General features: G+C 42.2%; 19 protein-coding genes and 1 pseudogene. 12 read left to right on the top strand and 8 right to left on the bottom strand.

Annotated features, from left to right (window positions below; all coding sequences use genetic code 11):
• Nucleotides 1-3: 3 nt before the first annotated feature.
• Nucleotides 4-975 (bottom strand): AAA family ATPase, encoded by a 972-nt coding sequence (locus CXF83_RS02710; protein WP_101090910.1) that lies wholly within the window; start codon nt 973-975, stop codon nt 4-6.
• A gap of 263 nt (nt 976-1,238) precedes the next feature.
• Here CXF83_RS02710 and xsc point away from each other — a divergent pair, with 263 nt between their 5' ends.
• The 10 genes and pseudogenes from xsc to CXF83_RS02660 all read left to right on the top strand — a co-directional run.
• Nucleotides 1,239-3,050, top strand: a complete 1,812-nt coding sequence (gene xsc / locus CXF83_RS02705; RefSeq protein WP_180961127.1) for a sulfoacetaldehyde acetyltransferase — start codon at nt 1,239-1,241, stop codon at nt 3,048-3,050.
• A gap of 66 nt (nt 3,051-3,116) precedes the next feature.
• Nucleotides 3,117-4,157, top strand: a complete 1,041-nt coding sequence (locus CXF83_RS02700; protein WP_101090912.1) for a YeiH family protein — start codon at nt 3,117-3,119, stop codon at nt 4,155-4,157.
• Between the two features lie 194 nt (nt 4,158-4,351).
• Entirely contained in the window at nt 4,352-4,744 is a 393-nt protein-coding gene (locus CXF83_RS02695; protein ID WP_101090042.1) for a nuclear transport factor 2 family protein, read from the top strand.
• 38 nt (nt 4,745-4,782) lie between these two features.
• The gene (locus tag CXF83_RS02690) at nt 4,783-6,222 is read left to right on the top strand and encodes an NAD(P)/FAD-dependent oxidoreductase (protein ID WP_101090043.1); all 1,440 of its coding nucleotides are present in this window, start codon (nt 4,783-4,785) and stop codon (nt 6,220-6,222) included.
• A gap of 58 nt (nt 6,223-6,280) precedes the next feature.
• The gene (locus tag CXF83_RS02685; protein ID WP_101090044.1) at nt 6,281-7,288 is read left to right on the top strand and encodes a TRAP transporter substrate-binding protein; all 1,008 of its coding nucleotides are present in this window, start codon (nt 6,281-6,283) and stop codon (nt 7,286-7,288) included.
• Between the two features lie 105 nt (nt 7,289-7,393).
• The gene (locus tag CXF83_RS02680; protein ID WP_101090045.1) at nt 7,394-7,939 is read left to right on the top strand and encodes a TRAP transporter small permease; all 546 of its coding nucleotides are present in this window, start codon (nt 7,394-7,396) and stop codon (nt 7,937-7,939) included.
• Nucleotide 7,940: 1 nt separating this feature from the next.
• Nucleotides 7,941-9,281 (top strand): TRAP transporter large permease, encoded by a 1,341-nt coding sequence (locus CXF83_RS02675; protein WP_101090046.1) that lies wholly within the window; start codon nt 7,941-7,943, stop codon nt 9,279-9,281.
• 57 nt (nt 9,282-9,338) lie between these two features.
• Complete coding sequence (locus CXF83_RS02670; RefSeq protein ID WP_101090047.1) at nt 9,339-10,220, top strand: cache domain-containing protein; 882 nt, start codon at nt 9,339-9,341, stop codon at nt 10,218-10,220.
• 178 nt (nt 10,221-10,398) lie between these two features.
• On the top strand, nt 10,399-11,463 hold the full coding sequence (locus CXF83_RS02665) for a porin (protein WP_232775015.1): 1,065 nt from the start codon (nt 10,399-10,401) through the stop codon (nt 11,461-11,463).
• Between the two features lie 428 nt (nt 11,464-11,891).
• Nucleotides 11,892-12,536 (top strand): annotated as a pseudogene (locus CXF83_RS02660) (ISAs1 family transposase); the annotation flags it as partial.
• A 425-nt stretch (nt 12,537-12,961) separates the two neighbouring features.
• Here the strand turns inward: CXF83_RS02660 and CXF83_RS02655 are convergent.
• Nucleotides 12,962-13,723 carry a class I SAM-dependent methyltransferase gene (locus CXF83_RS02655; protein WP_101090162.1) on the bottom strand — a complete coding sequence of 254 codons (762 nt, stop codon included), beginning with the start codon at nt 13,721-13,723 and terminating at the stop codon, nt 12,962-12,964.
• A gap of 140 nt (nt 13,724-13,863) precedes the next feature.
• Here CXF83_RS02655 and CXF83_RS02650 point away from each other — a divergent pair, with 140 nt between their 5' ends.
• A complete protein-coding gene (locus CXF83_RS02650; protein ID WP_101090048.1) occupies nt 13,864-14,706 on the top strand; it encodes a 23S rRNA (adenine(2030)-N(6))-methyltransferase RlmJ in 843 nt (280 codons plus the stop codon).
• Nucleotides 14,707-14,810: 104 nt separating this feature from the next.
• Here CXF83_RS02650 and CXF83_RS02645 read toward each other — a convergent pair whose 3' ends face one another.
• The 3 genes from CXF83_RS02645 to CXF83_RS02635 form a co-directional block, all read right to left on the bottom strand.
• Nucleotides 14,811-15,062, bottom strand: a complete 252-nt coding sequence (locus tag CXF83_RS02645; protein ID WP_101090049.1) for a hypothetical protein — start codon at nt 15,060-15,062, stop codon at nt 14,811-14,813.
• Between the two features lie 20 nt (nt 15,063-15,082).
• Entirely contained in the window at nt 15,083-16,477 is a 1,395-nt protein-coding gene (locus CXF83_RS02640; protein ID WP_101090050.1) for a M28 family peptidase, read from the bottom strand.
• A gap of 171 nt (nt 16,478-16,648) precedes the next feature.
• Complete coding sequence (locus CXF83_RS02635) at nt 16,649-17,530, bottom strand: LysR family transcriptional regulator (RefSeq protein ID WP_101090051.1); 882 nt, start codon at nt 17,528-17,530, stop codon at nt 16,649-16,651.
• 96 nt (nt 17,531-17,626) lie between these two features.
• Here CXF83_RS02635 and CXF83_RS02630 point away from each other — a divergent pair, with 96 nt between their 5' ends.
• Nucleotides 17,627-19,009: an MATE family efflux transporter gene (locus CXF83_RS02630; protein ID WP_101090052.1), complete on the top strand. Its 1,383-nt coding sequence runs from the start codon at nt 17,627-17,629 to the stop codon at nt 19,007-19,009.
• Nucleotides 19,010-19,021: 12 nt separating this feature from the next.
• Here the strand turns inward: CXF83_RS02630 and CXF83_RS02625 are convergent, their stop codons facing one another.
• From CXF83_RS02625 to CXF83_RS02615, 3 genes are all read right to left on the bottom strand, one after another.
• Complete coding sequence (locus CXF83_RS02625) at nt 19,022-19,711, bottom strand: lytic transglycosylase domain-containing protein (protein ID WP_101090053.1); 690 nt, start codon at nt 19,709-19,711, stop codon at nt 19,022-19,024.
• Nucleotides 19,708-20,730, bottom strand: a complete 1,023-nt coding sequence (locus CXF83_RS02620) for a DUF3137 domain-containing protein (protein WP_101090054.1) — start codon at nt 20,728-20,730, stop codon at nt 19,708-19,710. The genes CXF83_RS02625 and CXF83_RS02620 overlap by 4 nt, the downstream gene beginning before the upstream one ends.
• 91 nt (nt 20,731-20,821) lie before the next feature.
• Nucleotides 20,822-21,391: a LemA family protein gene (locus CXF83_RS02615; protein WP_101090055.1), complete on the bottom strand. Its 570-nt coding sequence runs from the start codon at nt 21,389-21,391 to the stop codon at nt 20,822-20,824.
• Between the last annotated feature and the right edge of the window lie 691 nt (nt 21,392-22,082).

Below are 22,082 nucleotides of genomic sequence, written 5' to 3'. Positions count from 1 at the left end.
TTGTTACTCCGTTAAGATAAATTCTTGTCCGAAGCAGCGCTGAAAATATTCAGCCACTAATTCTTTCTCTTGTGCTTCACATTTATTCAAAAATGACAGCTTAAAAGCCAAGTTGATATCATCAAATATTTGGGTGTTCTCGGCCCAAGTAATCACAGTGCGAGGTGACATTAAGGTCGAGATTTCTCCCGCCATAAAGCCTTGCCTTGTCAAGTTTGCCAATGACACCATAGAGTCGACCAAATTTTTATATTCCTTTTTAAAATTAGTGACTTGATCTAACACCATACTGACCTCCTCTGCTTGAGGTAAATAGTTGAGTGCCGCCAATATATTCCAGCGATCTATTTGTGCATGGTTCAATACCTGAACACCACGATAGAGGCCTGAGTAATCTCCTTGGCCGATCGTATTGGCTGTGGCAAAGAGTCGAAAATCAGCATGGGGTGAGATAACTCTATTCTTATCAAGTAAGGTGAGTTTCCCATCTCGCTCCAAAATACGTTGGATCACAAACATCACATCAGGACGCCCGGCATCGTATTCATCAAAAATAAGTGCGATAGGACGCTGAATAGACCAAGGTAAAATACCCTCTTGAAATTCAGTCACCTGTTTACCGTCTTTAATCACAATGGTGTCCTTACCCACTAAATCTAAGCGACTGATATTTCCGTCTAAATTAACCCGTACACAGGGCCAATTTAATCGAGCTGCCACTTGCTCTATATGGGTAGATTTACCGGTGCCATGCATCCCTTGCAACATCACACGACGGTTATGTTCAAAGCCAGCCAAAATAGCAAGTGTCACCTCTTTGTTAAAGTGATACCCCGCATCGATTTCTGGAACATACGCATTAGGTTCACGATAACCCGTGACGATTAAATCCGAATCAATGTTAAATACATCACGGACACACACTTCAACCTTAGCTGAAAGTGCAATGGGTTCATTAACGCGCTCATCAGTCATATTAAATCCACTTAAGTTTTTGTAAATAAAAGGCTATAGCCCATTTTATTAAAACAAATAGTCTTACAAATCCGTTCAAATCATCCTTTTGTTTGCATAAAACTAACACGCGAACACAGAAATCAGAACAAAAAGTACCACTTTTTACAATTAGTGTTTGACAGGATGATTTGTAGTCAATAATGTAAGGGCAGATCAGATATTGGAACGATATATTCCATAAACGATACTTACCTAAGCATTCATTCAAGGAATTACTCATTATGAGCACAAAAAATGACCGCGCTGTTGTCGAAGGTCCAACTAAGATGACACCATCAGAGGCTTTCGTTGAAACGATGGTCGCTAATGATGTGACAAATATATTCGGTATCATGGGATCTGCATTTATGGATGCCATGGATATATTTTCTCCAGCAGGCATTCGCCTTATCCCTGTGGTTCACGAGCAAGGTGCTGGCCATATGGCCGATGGTTTCTCTCGAGTGACTGGGACTCATGGTGTTGTTATCGGTCAAAATGGCCCAGGTATTAGTAACTGTGTTACCGCTATTGCAGCTGCATATTGGGCTCATAGCCCGGTAGTCATTATCACCCCTGAAACGGGCACGATGACTCAGGGTTTAGGTGGGTTCCAAGAATGTAATCAGCTCCCTATGTTCCAAGAGTTTACTAAATACCAAGGGCACGTTACGCACCCTAACCGTATGGCTGAATATACCGGTCGCTGTTTTGACCGTGCATTAAGCGAAATGGGCCCGACTCAACTTAATATCCCCCGTGATTACTTTTATGGTGAGAGTGTTTATGAAATTCCTAAGCCTTCACGTCTTGACCGTGGTCCAGGCGGTGAGTCTAGCTTAAATGAAGCTGCTGACTTACTGGCTAAAGCTAAATTCCCAGTGATTATCTCTGGTGGCGGCGTAGTGATGGGCGATGCGATTGAAGAGTGTAAAGCACTTGCAGAACGCCTAGGCGCGCCAGTCGTTAACAGCTACCTGCACAACGACTCTTTCCCAGCAAGTCACGAACTTTGGTGTGGCCCACTCGGTTACCAAGGTTCAAAAGCTGCGATGAAATTAATGGCGCAAGCCGATGTTGTTATCGCGCTAGGTTCACGCTTAGGCCCATTCGGTACACTTCCTCAACACGGTATGGATTACTGGCCAAAAGACGCAAAAATTATCCAGATAGACGCTGATAATAAGATGCTTGGTCTGGTTAAAAAAATCTCTGTCGGTATTTGTGGTGATGCAAAAGCAGCTGCTATAGCTCTGACTAAACGTCTTGCTGGACGTACGCTAAATTGTGATGCGACGGTTGCCGAACGTAAAGACAAAATCTCAGCCGAAAAAGCGGCTTGGGAAAAAGAACTTGATGAATGGACCCATGAAACGGATGCATTCAGCCTCGATATGATCAAAGAAAATGCAGAAGAAACACCGTTTTCTGGCGGTGAATACCTGCATCCACGTCAAGTCCTACGCGAGCTTGAAAAGGCAATGCCAGAAGATGTCATGGTGTCTACCGACATCGGTAATATCAACTCAATTGCTAACAGTTATTTGCGCTTTGAAAAGCCAAGAAGCTTTTTTGCAGCCATGAGTTTTGGTAACTGTGGTTATGCTTTCCCGACAATTATCGGTGCCAAAGTTGCCGCACCAGAACGTCCAGCAGTCTCTTATGCTGGTGATGGTGCTTGGGGAATGAGCTTGATGGAAACCATGACATGTGTACGTCATGAAATTCCAGTAACAGCCGTTGTTTTCCACAACCGTCAATGGGGTGCAGAGAAGAAAAATCAGGTTGATTTTTATGACCGTCGCTTCGTTGCAGGTGAGTTAGACAACCAAAGTTTTGCCGAAATAGCACGCGCTATGGGCGCCGAAGGTATCACGGTTGATCGCTTAGAAGATGTTGGCCCAGCCCTTAAGAAAGCCATTGATATGCAGATGAATGAAGGCAAGACCACCATCATCGAGATCATGTGTACCCGAGAGCTAGGTGATCCTTTCCGCCGTGATGCCCTTTCGACCCCTGTACGTCATCTAGAAAAGTACAAAGATTACGTTTAACGGTTACTGAAGTAAGCCTGGCTCGCCTTTGAGTCAGGTCCTTTTTTTCACAAAGGTCACTCATTCATGAGCACAAAACAACTGACAACGCCGCTAAGTACTTTTGGCAACGTGCAAAAGATATTACCGGGATTTATGTTATGTGGCGTTATCGCTGCAGCAGCATCGTTTATCTCTGAGCACTACGGCGGACCTAAATTTTTGTATGCATTGCTACTGGGGATCTCATTCCATTTTCTGGTCGATAACCCAAGATGCATTTTAGGCATTGAAGTCTGCGCTAAAAAGCTAGTACGTGTGGGTGTGGCCTTGCTCGGTGTGCGTATTGCCGTGAGTGACATTAGTGATTTAGGCGCTTTTGGTGTGGTTGCACTTGCAGCTGGAGTCGCACTCACCATCGGTTTTAGCTTGTTTTTAGCTCGAATATTAAAGCTACCTTATATGCTAGGTCTCCTCGCTGGAGGAGCCACTGGTATTTGTGGTATCTCAGCGGCAATGGCTATTTCATCGACCTTGCCGCAAAACGAAGAAAATGAACGATACACGTTATTGACGGCTATCGGTATTGCGACCTTTTCAACCGTCGCCATGATCACCTACCCACTTATTGTCAGTTCGCTCGGTTTAACCACGAGTGAAGCAGGTTTATTTTTAGGAGGCTCAATACATGACGTGGCTCAGGTTGTTGGCGCCGGATATATGCTGTCGCCAGAAGTCGGTGATGCCGCCACCTTAGCCAAAATGTTCAGAGTCGCCATGTTAATGCCTGTCATCATGATATTGGTTGTTGTGCTGAGATCTGAGCGAGAAAAATATGATGGAAAAGAGGGCAAGCGTCAGCCATTAGTTCCACTATTTCTAGTGGTATTCATCGCGCTAATTGCATTCAACCAATTTGGTTTTATTTCAAAAGAAGTTAGCACGCTGTTTTCAACTATTTCCAGTTGGTGCTTAGTTATATCGATTGCAGCTCTTGGCGTAAAAACGTCATTTGAAAAACTGGTCGGATTAGGTTGGAAGCCCATTGTCCTACTAATGAGTAACACGATATTTATCGCGCTTTACATGCTCATTATCGTCTATTTAAGCCAGATCATTTCTAGTTAGTAAAAATAAAAACTGAATGTAGTAAAAAAGTATGACAAATATCAACCGAATACTGCGGCGTAACGCCTTAAGTAAAAGGAACGCATATTGATATAAATTACAAAATGCGATACAAAACATTTCATTTTATGCAATAAAGATTACAAATTCATGACGTATGAAAACAGTTAAATAAATAATTAGGAAGCAACACAATGAATAATCAAGTCAGCATTAGTTTTTTAGAGGCCTTTTCTCAAGCATGGAATGACCATGATATTGACACACTTATGAGCTGTATGACTCAGGATTGTGAGTTCCATGCTACCGCGGGCTCAACAGTTTTAGGCAGTAGCTTTAGTGGTGCTGATGACGTTAAAGCCGCCTTCCAACTCGCGTGGACAAACTTTCCTGACGCGCAATGGTTAGATGCAGAGCACTTTATCATTGGTGATAAAGCGGTAACTGAATCTACATTTTGCGGTACTAAAGCTGACGGTACTCGCGTCGAAGCACGCATGGTTGATGTATTTACCCTACGTGATGGCAAAATTCTGGTAAAAAATGCCTTCCGTAAAGATCGTCCCTCACTGGCAGCGTCCGCTTAATTGCGGGCTGATTTCTGCAAAACGCATTAAGGATGACTATGAGCATACACCTCGAAACCGCTGGCTTAGATCTAAAAGCAGGGATGAATGCACGGGAACCGTATAATCCACAATATGATCCATTAGTACAGCCTAACCCAGGTCACGGGCAAGATTATGCCCCAACCTACTGGATTGGTACTGCGGGTGAAGCCCCTGAAGATGATGGCCCAATCGTGAGTGATATCACAGCCGATGTTGTGATTGTTGGCTCTGGTTATACGGGACTATGTGCTGCGATTTATCTTGCTGAGCATTACGGTATTAAAGCCACGGTATTAGAGGCAAATAGAACAAGTTGGGGCTGTAGTACCCGTAATGGCGGACAAGCTCAATGTGCATCAGGACGCTTAAAGCGCTCACAATGGATTGAACGCTGGGGAGTCGATACTGCACTGCGTATGCACCAAGAATGTCTGGATGGTATGCAAACATTTAAGGATCTGATTAAAGATATTGATTGTGAGCCTCAAGCAGGTGGACACCTTTATATAGCCCACCGCGACAAGGTTATGCCCACTCTGGAAAAAGAAGCTTCAATACTGCGTAAAACATTTAATTATGATGCGCAGATCTTAGATGCTGCCACCGTCAAAAATGAGTATGTTAATGACTCCGAAGCGGCAGGTGCTATGCACGAGCCCGAAGGTATTGGCATTCATGCAGGCAAACTCGCCTTTGGTTATTTGAAAAAAGCGCGTGCACTCGGGGTTAAAGTTCATCCTGGTAGCCCAGTTATCGGCTGGGAAACACGTAATGGAGAACATTGCTTACGTACGCCAGGTGGTGTCGTCAAAGCGGGCGCTGTAGGAATGGCAACTGGCGGTTATACTTCTCAAGGTTTGCATGCCAGTACTAAAAATCGTTTACTGCCTATTCTTTCTAATTCAATTGTCACGCGACCATTAACCAACGCAGAACTCGCAGCGTGTAATTTTAAAACTCATCAAGTTATCACCGATACCCGAATATTAAGACATTATTACCGCCTTCTACCTGACAACCGCCTTCAAATAGGCAGCCGCAGTGCCATTACTGGTAAAAATGCTCCCAAGCAAAAATACCAACAATTTCTGGAAAATGATTTAGCAAAGAAATTCCCAGCGCTTAAGGGAATACAAATAGATTACTCCTGGTGGGGATGGGTCGATGTCAGCCATGACATGATGCCACGTATTTACCGACCAGATCCGAAAGAAACCATCTATTACGCCATGGGCTACGGCGGTAATGGCGTGATGTATTCAGCCCAAGCAGGTAAACGACTCGCGCAGTGGATTGCCGGAGAAGAAACTCAGATAGATCTCCCGATATTTCAATCTCAGTTGCCCTTTCCGAATGTTCGTGAGGCTATTGAATCTGAAGCATTTGCTCCTTTTAGAAGAATGGGTCAGAAGTTTTTGTACAACTGGTATCACCTTAAAGATGAAGTCTTTTAAGTTGATGCAAAATAATATTTTCAATTCGAATCTAATAATTATAAAACAGGATAGAACTATGAAATTTGTTAAAGCCGTAATTGTACCCATTATCACCAGTGTTAGCTTACTCGCAATGTCATCCATCGCTTCAGCTGAAACGTTCAAAATGGCATTAGGGGACGCTGCCGGAGGAACTCAGTGGGAATTAGGAAAAACATTTCAGGAATTACTCAACGAAAAAACAGGTGGCAAAGCCACTGTTGATTTATTTCCTAATGGCCAATTAGGCAATGAGCAAGATACTGTTAACAATGCTTCTATGGGTATATTAGACTTCTCAGTATTGGCGATTAACAACGTCACGCCATTTTCACCTAGCGTAGGCTTACTGACTATGCCCTACGTTATCTTAAGCCCTGAAGATGCAAAAACATTAACCCAAGGTAAAATCGGTCAAGAGCTCGTTCAAAATACGATTGACGATGCAGGTGTACGCATTATTGGTTGGGCATATTCTGGTTTTCGCGTACTCACTAACTCAAAACGTCCGGTAAAATCACTCGCCGACCTTAAAGGGTTAGTCATTCGTGTGCCACGTAATGAGATTATGATGTCGACCTACCAAGCCTGGGGCGTTAACCCAACACCTATGGCTTGGTCAGAAACCTTCACAGGCCTGCAGTTAGGCGTGGTTGATGGACAAGATAATCCTTATATCACTATCGATGCAATGAAATTTAATGAAGTCCAAAAGTACGTCACCAACCTTCGTTATATCTTCTCAATTGAGCCACTTATCATCAGTGAATCTGTATTCCAATCTCAAAAGCCTGCAATGCAAGCCATCATTTTAGAAGCAGGTAAAGAAGCCACTGAACATAGCTACTCTTTCTTATTAGAGTCTGAAGATAAAATTAAGAAATCTTTAGTCGCCAAAGGCATGGTTATCTCTGATCCAAGTAATGGTGAAAAAGAGTGGATAGATCTAGCAACTAAGACTGTCTGGCCTAAATTTTATGACAGCATAGGTGGCAAGGATAAACTTGATGGAGCCTTAGCAACACTCGGTCGCGCCGCTAATTAATCTCATCGATTAATTCCCTTTAAAAATAGTCATAAAAATGGCGAGTGCGAATATTAACAATGAGTTTGTTCGCTTTATTCTTAGTTGTTTATTGAGGACAAGAATATGTCTGCTAAGCATTTTTTTATAAAACACATTAATAATATTGAAGAGTATTTGTGTGCTTTATTGTTAGCCACCTTTGTTATGTTGTTATTTGCACAAATTGTATTACGCCAATTTTTTCAGTACTCCATCCCTTGGGGGGATGAAGTATCAACTTACATGTTTGTTTGGTTTGCTTATCTGGGGGCCGTAGTCGCCGCTAAGATGTCTGCGCATAACCGAGTTACATTTCAGTTTAAATGGTTTCCACCAATCGTTAAAACCGTCTGTGAGACAATTGCCGATCTATTGTGGATTGGATTCAACCTCTTTTTTGTTTATTTAAGTTATGACTTTGTCTTTAATAAAATGAACCTATTTTGGAAGTCGCAAACGACAGGAATTCCAATGAAGTACTTTTACCTTATTTTACCCATTGCATTCACATTGATGTCGGTAAGAATACTGTGGAATATGTATTTACGATTATTTAAAGGGATTGAAGCTCTTGACCCTGAAGCAGAAGAACTGAAAAAAATCAGTCAAGCTAATCAAGGAGAGATATAGCATGGAACAATATCTCACGCTGATTTTGTTTGGCGGTTTCTTAGTGATGCTTATCCTAGGTGCTCCAATTACCGTATCTTTAGCTGGCGCAGCAATGGCTGCTTACCTAATACTTGATAAAAATCCTATAGCAATGGTTCAAATCGCATTTACCTCTGTGGGTAACTTCCCTTTAATGGCCCTCCCCGCCTTTGTCCTTGCGGGTGCCCTTATGGAGGCAGCAGGTATTTCGCGGCGATTAGTTGATATAGCCGAACACTTAGCTGGCCCAATTACCGGTGGCTTAGGTGCCGCGACAATTATCGCTTGCGTATTTTTCGGCTCAATATCAGGTTCTGGTCCAGCAACTACGGCAGCAGTAGGTATGTTAATGATTCCCGCCATGGTCAAGCGTAAGTACGATAGAAGCTACGCATCAGCCGTAACTGCCGCCTCTGGTGGACTGGGTATTATTATTCCCCCTTCAATTCCCTTAGTCATTTTTGGCATCTCATCAATGGGACTCAAGCCACCCGCTGAAGCCATCGCTTTACATGGTCAATTTGCCAGCATTTCGATTCCTAAGCTCTTTATTGCAGGTGTGATTCCTGGCTTTATTATCGCTGGTAGCTTGATCGTAATGAATTATGTCATCTCAAAACGCGAAGGCTATAAAGGATTAACCGATACATGGTCGTTCTCTGAGATAGGAACGGTTTTCCGCCGCGGGATTTGGTCACTGCTTGCACCAGTATTAATACTCGGTGGCATATACTCTGGCTTCTTTACGCCAACAGAATCAGCCATCGTCGCGGTCATGTATTCACTTTTTGTGGGTTTCTTTATCCACAAAGAGATGAAAATCAAAAACGTATTTAAGTCGTTATCTACGACCACTTGGATCACAGGGCGAGTACTTCTAATTTTGTTTGCCGCCACAGTATTTGGTCGCTTATTGGTCGAGCAAAGAATTCCAGCCATCATTGCTGAAAATTTACTGCACATGACCGATAACATGTACTTGATCTGGATTCTGATGATTGTCTTCCTACTCTTTGTCGGTATGTTTATGGAGACATTGGCAGCCATCATGATTATTGTCCCGGTCATGCTACCTATTATGTATATGTTAGGCGCGGATCCAACCCATGTTGGTATCGTTGTGGTATGCGTACTTTCAATTGGGTTTGCGACGCCTCCTCTAGGGGAAAATATCTTTGTCGCATCCGGTATTGGCGGTTCGAGCGTTGAACAGATCACCGCACGTATTCACCCCTTCGTCTTAGCTTCTGTGATTGGCGTTATTATTATCGCATTCTTCCCACAGTTAACACTTTGGCTTCCCTCTCTGGTGGGATATTAATGAATCAACTCGGTAACAACACACATTTTATTAAATTGACATACTTAGGAATATTCTATGAATACTAAATTAAAAAGTAGCTTATTAGCCGCAAGTTTAGTGATCAGCACCTCTGTATCAGCAGGCATGACAGCAGCTGATGAAGATCTGAGTGTTACTCACATCGAAACAAAAGAAGAAGTTAGAGCCAAAGTACTTTTAGCAACAGCCGTTGACTATATAAAAGAAAATGGTAGTGAAGCCGCAAGTGATTTCAACCAAAAGCCTGAATTTTTTGATGGTAACTTGTATGTTTTCGCACTCAATATTGACGGTGAATTCTTAGCCAGTGGCGGTTCATCTTCTGTATTAGTCGGTGATACAGTATTAGATACCTTTGATATGTATGGTAAATATTTTTTCCGAGAAATGATCCAAAAAGCCATAAAAGATGGGAACGGAGCTGTTGAGTATCACTGGAAGAACCCGACAGATCGTTCAGCTTCACCAAAAAGAACTTTATTTCAACGTGTTGGAAATACCATTGTTGCGGTAGGCTATTATCCAGTCAGAGCTACTGCATTTCAAGCAAAAGAACTATTAGGCTTAGCCACAGTTGAAATACATAAAAATGTAAAAGCAGCCCTGCATAAATTCAATAATTTAGACGGTGAATATATTAAAGGTGATCTTTATATTTTTGTTATTGATATTAAAACAAAGTTATTTCTGGCTCACGGAGTTAGTCGCAGCTTAATCAACCAATCAATCGACACTTCGTTAGATGATGTCGGCAAAGCCGCCACCAATAAAATGCTAGAAATGGCGAAACAAAAAGATTCAGGCGAAATAAGTTATGTCTGGACAAACCCCATTACGAATGAAAAAGAAGTTAAGCGCACTTTATTTAGATTAATTGATAGATATTTATTATGTGTAGGCTATTACACTCCAAACTAATAATATTTATTTAACAACACAAAAAGTTAACAACATAAAAGATTAATAATAAATTAAGCGTGAAAAACTAGAATTAATTAATAAACATCAATAAAAGATTCTTACTCTAATTTTTAACTACAAAATTAGAGTAGCTGTGTGTCTGGATTCTAAAATCAAAATAAAAAGGGATATAACAATGATGAAGATAATGACAGTACTACCTTTAAGTCTGTGTGCGTTAACTATGAGCGCCCATGCTGCAGATACACTCGAACAAAAAGTGGAAAAATTAAATGAACGAATTCAGCAGTTAGAAGGTGAAACAGCGAGTCCTTCGCAGTTTGAAAACAGTAAATTCAGCTTATACGGTTCTTTTAGACCCACATTGGTCTACAAAGACAACCAAGATAATAACTGGGATATAGGCGATGCACTCTCTAGAGTCGGCATTAAAGCTAGCACAGAGTTTTCTGATGGTTGGAGTGCAATTGCGCAAGGCGAGTGGAGTGTTGATATCTCAAATAATGGTGATTTAGGTAAAGCTCGTTTAGCCTATCTTGGTATTGCTTCACCTTATGGACAAGTTGCCTTTGGTAAGCAAAGACCGGCTCAATACACCTTAATTGAAGAATATGTTGATATCTTTAACAATGCAGCTAGCCCTTTTGCTTTCGATAGCAACGGACCATTTTTTGTTGATAACTTCGCTACCTACAAATTAAGTCTCAAACAATTTACCTTGATGACCTCTGCTCAGCTAAATGGTAACAATGATACTTACCTGTATAACTCAGGCCTCGCTTTTGATAAAGATAGCTTTCATGTTGGTGTCACTTATCTAGATCAAAACACCAGTGATTCAGTCAACGGTGCTGCAATTAATGGCGAGCAAGAAACCTGGGCAGCCTCTGTGGCTTATGGATTTAAAAATGGTCTTTACTTAGCTGCAGCCTATACCGATGTTAGTTACGACTTTGATGTCTCTTCTATTGATAAGAGCGGCAGTACATTAGATACAGCACTTGCTTATCCTATTGCTGATCAATATAAAGTTAAGCTCGGTTACTTTGATTACGATGACGGTAAGAGTGATCTATTCAGCCAAAGCTACAGCGGTTATAACACTACTCTTGAGTGGAACCCTGTTAGCAATATCCGCCTTCACTTAGAGTACTTAGCTAAAAACTATGATCAACAAAATGATGATCAAAGCGTGACACTTGGCTTCCGTTATGACTTTAATATGATGTGGGGAAAGTAAAATATTATTAACCCATTTTTTATAAAAGCCTTTATCATTCAATAGCTGCAATCACAGCTATTGAATTTATTTATATATACAACATTCATACTACACAATGTATTGAGTGACTCATTATAACCCCACACAATGATATCAAATTTATAATTAAAACTACTGAATATCTCCGTTATAATTTATCAACACCAACAAAAAAGAGCCCATGAATATTGAAGTTAATTAATTTTAAAAACTTATTTAAAAACGTGTAATAAATTATAATCCAAAACAAAGTTCCCCTTAGGTGTTATCGTTATAATGGATTTTAAATGCACTATAAACACCATAATACTCAGGGTCAGATCGTGAACATTATTCAAGCAGTTTCAGCAAAATATTGACCGAATCAATTACTTGTGAGCTTATACTCCTTTTTAAGGAGTCTCATTATGTATATCGAATCATTCAAAGAACATTTTGGCGCGATTGACGACTACCGCCAAAGTGCAAAGATCACCTATCCATTGTTCGATATACTGTTCGATTCTCTTTGCGCTGTTATTGCAGGTTCGAATGATTGGTTCGATATCGGAGAATACATTACTGGTCACCACCATTGGTTCAAAACGCAAAAAAATTGTACCGGCGGGATCCCTACTGACGATACAATTGCTAGAACAATTCCTGTTATTACTCCTGATCGTTTTAACGAGTATTTTCTAGTATGGATGCAATCGGTTCAGCAGCTAACTAATGGGGAAGTCACTGCGATTGATGGAAAAACGCTACGCGATTCATATAATCGTGATGACCAAAACAGCACTATTCATATGATAAGTGCTTATGCTTCAACAAATAAGCTGGTACTTGCTCAATTAAAATTAGACAAAAAAATAATGAAATCACGGCAATTACAGAACTTTTTTGAAAATACTAGAACGACGCGGATCGCTAGTGACAATCGATGCAATAAGCTGTCAAACAACGATTGCTAAACGATCATCGACAAAGATGGTAATTACCTACTGGCTGTAAAAAACAATCAAGGCCGCTTAGCTAAAGCGGTAAATCAAGCTTACTTGAGGCATATGGCTCTCAACATGCTTAGAACAGAAGCGACTAAGCTCAGTATCATTGGTAAACAAAAGCGTTGTTTAATGAATCCTCAACATCTAGAAAAAGCTTTCCTCCCTAGATTATGTAGCTCGACTAAATAATGAACACTCATGCGTTTGTCCTGTGATTACTATCCCTCTCACTTATCGCGTTCTTTGATCGATATGAAGCGGTCAATCAATACAACAAACGTAGCATCACTAAGTCCTTTTTTGTAAATAAAATAATTTCATAACTATGCTACATTTGGATCTAAATATGGATAGGCAAGAAGAGCCAGCTTATTTACGAGGTCTATATATTGCTTCTTTTACCATCCACCCACATCTTAATTTATAATCTTTTATCAAATATTAGCCACCACTAAAGATGACTAAAATTGCCTTGAGCAGAACGATAAAACCTACTTCATTGCCGCTTTTACATATACATCGAATCTGTTTTTCTTTTGCGCCAATACCATACTCGGTTTCACACCGTCGAGGTCTTCAGCGTAGTCAGGGCGCTTAACTACAACGCGTTTGGTCGCTAGGGCTTGGGCTGGTTTAAGTAAGCCATCTGCATCTAAATCTGCGCCCACAAGAGTTTGAAACACACGCATCTCTTTTTTAACTAACGCCGATTTCTCACGGTGTGGGTACATGGGGTCAAGGTAGACCACGTCAATTTCGGTGCCTGATGACTTAGCGGCATCGGCTAACGCATTAAGGCTTGAACCATGGAATAAGCTCATGCGCTCTCGCATCCACTCTCCAATCTCAGCATCGTCGTAGGCTCGGCGTAAACCATCCTCCAATAAAGCGGCGACCACAGGGTGGCGCTCAACCATAATCACTTTACACCCGAGACCTGCAAGCACAAAGGCATCGCGACCTAGGCCAGCGGTACCGTCCACTACGGTTGGCATTACGCCTTGCTTAAGGCCGACCGCTTTTGCAATTGATTGACCTCGACCGCCTCCAAACTTACGTCGGTGTGCAACGGCACCAGAAACAAAATCAACGTTAATACCGTCCAATTTTGGTTCATCACGCTTATACAGACTTAAGGTGTTGTGCTCAAAGCGTAACTCAAACTGCGCTTCTTTATCCCAAACCAGTCCCCAGCGTTCACTAATATCAGCGAGAGACGGGTATTGCGGATTAAAAAAAATCGGTATTTGCAAAAGTAATTCCAGGTGTTTAAGAGGCTCAGTCACATTATGCCAAAAGCCAGCGAGAGTGAATACCTATACCTGATGCCACATAAAACTTATAATGACGCTATTACACAGTTTATGACTGTCCATTTAAGTCTGGAATCCTCATGTTAAGTTACCGTCACGGCTATCACGCTGGCAATTATGCCGATGTTCTCAAGCACGCAATCTTGGTGCAAGTGCTGAAATTAATGCATAAAAAAGATAAGCCAATGGCCTACATTGATAGCCATGCTGGCGCTGGAGGTTATGCACTCACGGACGACTTTTCAAAAAAGACCGGCGAGTATTTAGAAGGCGTCGCGAGACTGTGGGAGCGAAGTGATTTACCTGAATCTTTAGTACAGTACATTACCGATGTGACTCATTTTAACCAAGGTAAGAAAGATCTCGAGTTTTACCCAGGCTCGCCTGCCTTTGTTGATATGAACATGCGTCAGAAAGATCGCATGGTTTTGCACGAACTGCACGGTACTGACTTTCTAACACTGGAAGAACAATTTGCCGGTGACAAACACGTTAACGTCATCAAGGGAGACGGCCTCAAAGGTATGATTGGTGCTGTGCCACCACTTGAGCGTCGTGGGGTTATTTTGATTGACCCGAGTTACGAAATGAAAACGGATTATCAAGATGTTGCTAAAGCCATTATCAAGGCGCACAAACGCTTTTCTAGCGGCGTATTTATGCTTTGGTATCCGGTCGTTGATCGCGCGCAAACCGAACGTATGCTTAAGGTATTGGCCGAAAGCGGCATTAAGAACCAGCTGCGTATTGAACAAGCGATTAAGCCAGACAGTGATGAATTTGGTATGACGGCCGCTGGGTTGTGGATTATCAATCCACCATGGCAATTAGACACCATTGCTAAAGAGATGCTCGATTATCTTGAGCGGCGTATTGGCCAAAATGGTGGTAAAACCGTGGTTAAACTAGAAGTTGCTGAATAACGTCTGACGTTATTACCTGACATAAAGCGCTCATGCGAATCAACCTGCATGGGCGCTTTTGTTTTAACCCTAGCTCACTATAAACCTGATACTACCAATTAAAACTATAAACACTCATCGTCATCGTTAATCTGACGAGTAAATAAGCCCATAATTGCACTTAAGATACCTATTTCTGTATCGTGATTATCGCTAGAGAATGTTTGACCTGGACGCGAATCTCTAACTTCTCGATCAGCCGCATTAGTACTTGCACCTTTTACAAAATCACAACCCGCATTAGACACCGTATTGGATGAGCAAGCCACTGTGCTAATGGAAAGTAGCGCTATTGATAATATTAAAACTATTTTCATAAAAATTTATTCATCCTTGATTAAAAAAATGCCCCAGCAGCCCCAGGGAAGACTACCGGACTGACGTTTCCGTTAGCACTCACACTCGCAACACCAAATAGGTAGTTATCTATCACCATATTTTCCAGCTTGAACGAATTGACCTTGCCCACATAACGGCTATGCGTCCATTCTGACTCTGTGGTTAACCGCCAGTACACTCGGTATCCCACCACCTCTTTTTGCTTAGCAGCATGCCAATTTAGCGTGGTACTGGCTGACACTTGGCCTTCAATACTGACACCAGCTGGCGGCGCGGGTGCCCATGCCATTGAGGCTAAGCTAATGGCATTTAACGCGGTTAATTTTGCATTAAAATTGAAATCAACACCTTCAATTACATCACCATAAGCAATGCCATTTTCAACGCGAATATCTTGATGTTGGCGGTTGTAGTTCTCGTTAGTTTCCATGATGCGCACGGCCGGTAAACCCGCTTTGTTAAAAGGCAGATGATGGCCGCCACGACCAAAGCGATCTAAACGGTACACCAGCATGACATCTAAGTTAGTCATGTATTGGTCTGCTAACGTCTTAATTTTACGGGCAAGGTTACGTGATGCAGAATCATTTTCGCCGCCACTAAAATAACGCTGTTTGGCTTCATCTGTGGTTTCTGCAATCCGCACCCCTTCAGAAAAGACCCGCACTGAGTGGTTATCGATTACCCCGTTAATGCCTTCAATGTTACCTATCATGTCATTGTTTAATACAGCCTGAACTTGCCAGCCTTTATCTTTAGCGTATTGCGCTAGCGTTGCGCCACCGTATAAACCTTGCTCCTCGCCCGATAACGCCGCGTAAACAATGGTGCCGTTAAACTGGAACTGAGATAACACTCGCGCCGCTTCTATCGCGCCAGCCACACCCGATGCATTGTCGTTAGCACCCGGGGAGAGTGACGTTGCATTCATCACATCAGTCACTCGGGAGTCAATATCACCGCTCATCATCACTACACGCTTAGGATCTGTACTACCACGCTGAATCGCAATGACATTGACCACTTCGGTAGGATTAGGAATGCGCTTACCCGTGACAGTATCGGCAAGTGTTATAACCTCTAGGCAGCCACCACAAGCTGTAGATATCTGCTCAAATTCCGCTTTTATCCAACGTCTTGCCGCGCCAATACCTTGAGTATCAGATGCTGTTTCAGACAGCGTATGCCGGGTACCAAAACTCACCAATTTCTCAACATCACTACGTAAGTGATTAGCGCTTGGCGCAGTCGCGATAGTGTATAAGCGCATGTCTTCTGCAGAGGGAGCAACATTAGCTTCGCTGGCAACACTGCTTGCTGCCACTACCGATAACGCAAGCGCAGCCAAAGGCCACTTAGCGCTGAGAGACCATTTACCAAAGAACGTATTCATCTGATGATTCTTTTTGTTGTTATTTTGCGCACCACTTTAGCAAAACGGCAGCCATTACGGGTAATTAAGCCACCCTCAATTGTTAGTATGTATGTCAACTGAAAGGCATCGCTTCATTTAATAATAGCGATAGCTATCTTCCATTAGAGATCGAGGATTAACACCTGTAAATCAATCATCATCTAACACTGAATCAAGCTCTGCAAAGAACCAACGCATCACAGGTCCAATTTCTTTATCACGTCGATTAACAACCCCGATTTCAACTAATAGCGGATCGGGAATATATTCTGTCGATAGCTCTAGTAGTTCATTGGAATACCACTCCGTTTTGGCCACATGCTCAGGTACTAACGCCCAACCAACACCTTGCAGCGCTAAGGCCACCATGTAGTAATAGCTGTCGATATACCAATGGTTTGCCGATAATGGCTGGCTTTGTGATTGCCCGGTTCGATCGCAAATAGCTAACTGCCGATATTGCATCAATTGCTCCAGCGTCGGCACGGGCACTTGCGCTAAAGGGTGCTGTGCTGATACGACTAAACTATGTTTGAATTGACCAATTGACATAAATTCTAATGCGTCGGGCAGCGATACGGTATGAAACATAATGCCAATATCCGCGCGCCCTTGGTCCACCCAGAGTGCAATGTCTTCTTGGGAACCATTAATAATCGTCAGTTTAAGCAGCGGGAATTGCGTCGATACCCGCAAGAAAAAGGTTTCAAACGCATTCACCGGCACGGCTTCGTCAATCGCTACCGTAAGCGCAACTTCTTCGCCTAATGTCGCCGTCATCGCCCGAGCGTGTAGGCGTTGACATTGTGCTAATACCGATTGCGCTTCGATAAACATCTCTTCACCTAATGGCGTAAGTATGGGTAATTTAGCGCTACGATCAAACAGTTCAAAACCCAAATCAGCCTCAAGGTTACTTACCGCGGTGCTCACTCGTGATTGTGCCTTGCCCATACGCCGACCCGCCGCCGAAAATGATCCTAACTTGACCGAATTCACAAATGCGTTTAGTTCATCTAAAGTCCAGTTCACAACCACTCCTATATCAAAAACAGATAGAAACCAACTTGGTTCAATCTTAATAACAGAGTAACTTGCCCGCATACGTACTTCAACACTGTAAATTTTATGTCAGCACTCCCCCTAATATCAGACCAAAATAAAACCATCAAACAAACTTTTTGGCGTTATACCCTGCCCGCCATTGCGGCCATGTTAGTCAATGGCCTATATCAAATTGTCGATGGTATTTTTATCGGTCACTACATCGGGTTTGAAGGACTGGCTGCGATTAACATGGCTTGGCCCGTGGTCTACTTTATGGTGGGATTTGGCATTATGGTGGGGATGGGTAGCGGCAGCTTGCTATCGATTCAACGCGGTAAAGGCGACACCACGGCAGCGCCGACAATATTAACGACCAGCATGATAATTATGCTGGTGTTAGCGGGTGCGTCCACCCTCATTCTGTTGGCGAGCAGTACCTACTTATTACAAGCTCAGGGCGGAGTCGAAACCACTTTACGGATGGGGCAAGATTATATTGCAGTCTTTACCTGGGGCGGCCTCGCTACTGTGCTGGCAGCGGCACTGCCTTTCTTAATCCGCAATGATGAAAACCCTCATTTGGCCACTATATTAATGGTGATGGGTGCGGTGATTAATATCGTATTGGACTACCTGTTTATCGCGGTGTGGGAAATGGGCTTAAGCGGGGCAGCCATTGCGACTATCACCGCTCAGGTCACTATTTGTGTGATTGGTTTAGGCTATTTTTTATCGCCCTATAGCAACATAAAGTGGCCAGCCAAATTGACCCTGTTCAATTTGAGCTTTAGTCGGCAGATACTTTTACTGGGCTCTTCAAGTTTATTTATGTACCTCTACACTAGCTTTGTATTTGCGCTGCATAACCGACTCTTTATGGAATATGGCTCGCCCTTAATCGTCGGAGCCTTTGCTATTGTTGGCTATTTAATGGTGTTGTACTATTTTGTAGCCGAAGGTGTTGCTGAAGGCTTACAGCCGCCCGTGAGCTACTATTACGGCGCTGAGCAGCATGAAAATATCAATAAGATGTTAATGCTGTCGATTAAAGTCACTTTAATCGCGGGGATAAGCTGGACCCTTCTGCTTAACTTTTTTCCCGAAATAATGGTTGGCCTATTTACCAATGATGATCCGACATTAGTCACAACCGCAGTCGACGGAATACGTATGCATCTGTTTGCGATGCCATTAGATGGGTTTATTGCATTAGCGTCGGTGTATTTTATGGCGACTAATCAAGGTAAAAAGGCACTTATCGTGGCCTGCAGCAATATGCTGGTCCAGCTACCCTTCTTATTTATTTTACCTAAATTTATGGGTGTCGACGGTGTCTGGTTAGCCATGCCGTTGTCTAATATTGCCCTGTGCAGCGTGGTAATACCGCTAGTATATTTTGATGTAAAAAAACGTCGTTTACTGGGTAATCATCATCTCAATACTATCAATGCAGTGACAACTTAAGCCTCAATACAATTAGCTTTTACGATAGCGTTGTAACAGAATATTGACCCGTTCAACATAGGCTTTTGTTTCGGGAAATGGCGGCACGCCTCGATATTGCTCAACCCTTGAAGCGCCGGCATTATATGCGGCGCATGCTAAAGTAATATCACCATCAAATCGCTTTAACAGCTGTGCTAAATAACGGCTACCCGCCTGAATATTTTGACTCGGTTTAAAAGCATCTGTCACGCCGAGCTCTTTAGCTGTGGCTGGCATTAGCTGCATTAATCCTTGTGCACCCGTCTTTGAAATTGCAGCAGGTCTAAATGACGATTCAGCATGAATAACGGCACGGATTAACGCGGCTTCTAACTGGTAGGTTCTCGCGGCTAACCGGATGTCATCGTTATATTGTTGGGTAAATAACGGGATAGACTGCCAGTTAATATTTGAACTGGGTTTACAGGCGTAGCAGTCATAAATACGCACTTGATAATGCCCTGTCTCTGGCGGTCTATCGGAAAAAACCACCACCCCATCGGCATTCTGATAATGGTAAACCTGATTCGGATCGCTTTTTACCTGCTTCGACTTATTGCTATTTCTCTGACTACCCAACACACTTTTATCTGACGGTTTAGCCACAAAATGCGGCTTACTGGTTTGTGCCCAGCTGCATAAACTCAAAGCGGCAAGGCAGAGCAATAAGGCCTTAATCATAACCCTATCGATTTATCGAGTTTAAGCACGTCGACAATAGCAAACAGTTGCTTCATCTCTTTATTAATCTTGCTAAATTCATATTCAAAAGTCGCCCCTTTAAATATTGATGCCATTTCAAATCGATTATCTTTGCTCTCTAACATAATCAGTAACCGGTTTTGATAAAAGGCACATTGGATTTTGTTATCAAAACTGGATGACAGCGCTTGTAAGCGCTCCATAAAGGTCACGGTAAGCAGGTACCTTGCTTCTATTTGATCGGTAGAAAACACATCAAACTGTTTTTCAAAAATAGGATCTTCCAGCTTTACCCTATCTAATCCTTTAAAGCTTCCTGATAAAAAGTTCATCAGCCCACCACGGTTTTTAACAACCACAGTATGACCTTGAAATGCTTTATGACTGCTTAGCTCGATCATCAGCCCCTTAAAAACACTGACGGTATCGGTGCTTTTATCACGCTGCACCTGCTTAGTTAGATGCAGTTCGTTTAGCGCAATTTCAACGCCTTTATAGGTTCCTTGAACATAATCATCGAAATTAGCTCCGTCATAATGAGGTAATATTTTTGAAGATTTAAGTCCTGTGAGACTCATTTGATGATCGCGACTAAAAATAAAATCACTACCAAAGTATTTGAATATTTGCGGATAGACCCGTTGTTTCACATCTTGCTTATAGTGTTTAATCGGTCGATTTGTCCACCACAAAAAAGGTAATAAAAGACCCGCCAAAAACAGATAGAAAATTTCAGGGGTTGAGGCTGAAGCAAGCATGGGCTTGAACATTAAAGCCAGAATAACCAAGCCAACATAAATAGCGCCACTCAAATAGAGCCTACCACGACATGCTTTAAGACTTGAAACTCTGGCATTTTCAAATTTACTGCTTAGCGGTTCAATACACTGTTGATAATGTGCTTTAAATGCATCTTGCTCGCTTGCGGGTGCTTTGAGTCTATCACCGCCACGCAATGCCTTGATCGGCGCACCAAAAATAAAACCGATGATATTCATATAATCATAATGTTAACTAATATAATTTCTGCCCGATAATACGCTCTAGTCAGGTAACGGCACTGACACCAGCACCGCTAAAAGACCCTTGCTACTTTAAAAAGTCAGCCGCATCCACTGGTGCTTTGGACACCTCGTCAGCTTCATAAAAGGGCATCACTTTAACACTCGCCATGGATGCTATGATTGAACCCGGAAAGATCTCTACGGCAGTATTGAGCTCTGAAACCGCACTATTATAAAAGCGACGTGCAGCTGAAAGCTGGGCTTCGACTTCATTATAGGTTTGCATCGCTTGCAACATGGTGTTGTCGGAGCGAAGTTCAGGATAGTTTTCGACATTAACCATAAGCTGTGACATTTTTTGATTAAGCAGCTCTGATACCTCTAAGTGCGCTTTAACCGCATCAGGATCGGTATCGCTGTACCTTTCTATTGCTTGGGTTCTTAGCGCGGTGATCTCAGTTAACAGTGATTTTTCATGCTCCATGTACTTCTGCGCAATCTTTAATATATTGGGTACTAAATTCGAGCGCTTCTTCAACTGCACATCGATGCCAGATAAGGCTTCTCGGCCTGCATTGCGTTTTTTAATTAAACTGACATACCAGAGGTAAGCAATAATCACCACCAACCCTAAGCCCAACATAATACCTTCCATTGTATATCCTTATTGTTTTGGTGCCCTTTTTTATAGGCATCTTTGCCAATGCGCAGGAAAAATAATCATTTTTTGGCGCTACTCTTGGCTTTAGTAGCCACACTGTTACTCATTTAGCGACCAAAATCCAGCCTAATAGAGTGACTTGCCAGCATTTTCCGTGGTGTTTTTTAACGCACATCTCACCAAGTTGCTACCTTTATCGCTGAAAAGTCACATTAGAACGTTGTAATCTGAGGGTTTAGCACCATTAATGATTAAACTTCACCAAATTAAATTAAGCGACTACTTTATCATCAGCGATATAATTTATTAACTTATGCTTCAAAGACTAAAGGTGTTTTATCTCTAGTGTTTTTTTGTACAACCTCACAATTATTATTACCATTATTGCCAATAATTTACCGCTAAAGCTATAGTTATGACTTATTGCTAGTGAATTTGATGCTATTAGGCAGAATACTCACTTCAAATCTCGCAAACTCAATATGTTAACCAAAAACAGCTTACTTATTTTTAGCTTATAGGCTGCGACACATCGATATATTAGTGTCAGCCATAACCGACATCGTAAACCCATCAATCTCTTTTGGACGCATTATTTATGAGTCCTTTTTTGTGTCTAAAATCCGACAATACCAACACACTTTTACGGATGACTAGACCATTATTAACATGAATAACGGCTCAT

This window comes from Shewanella sp. Choline-02u-19, assembly GCF_002836205.1.
Lineage (GTDB): Bacteria > Pseudomonadota > Gammaproteobacteria > Enterobacterales > Shewanellaceae > Shewanella.
This window is presented reverse-complemented; position numbering and strand designations above follow the sequence as displayed.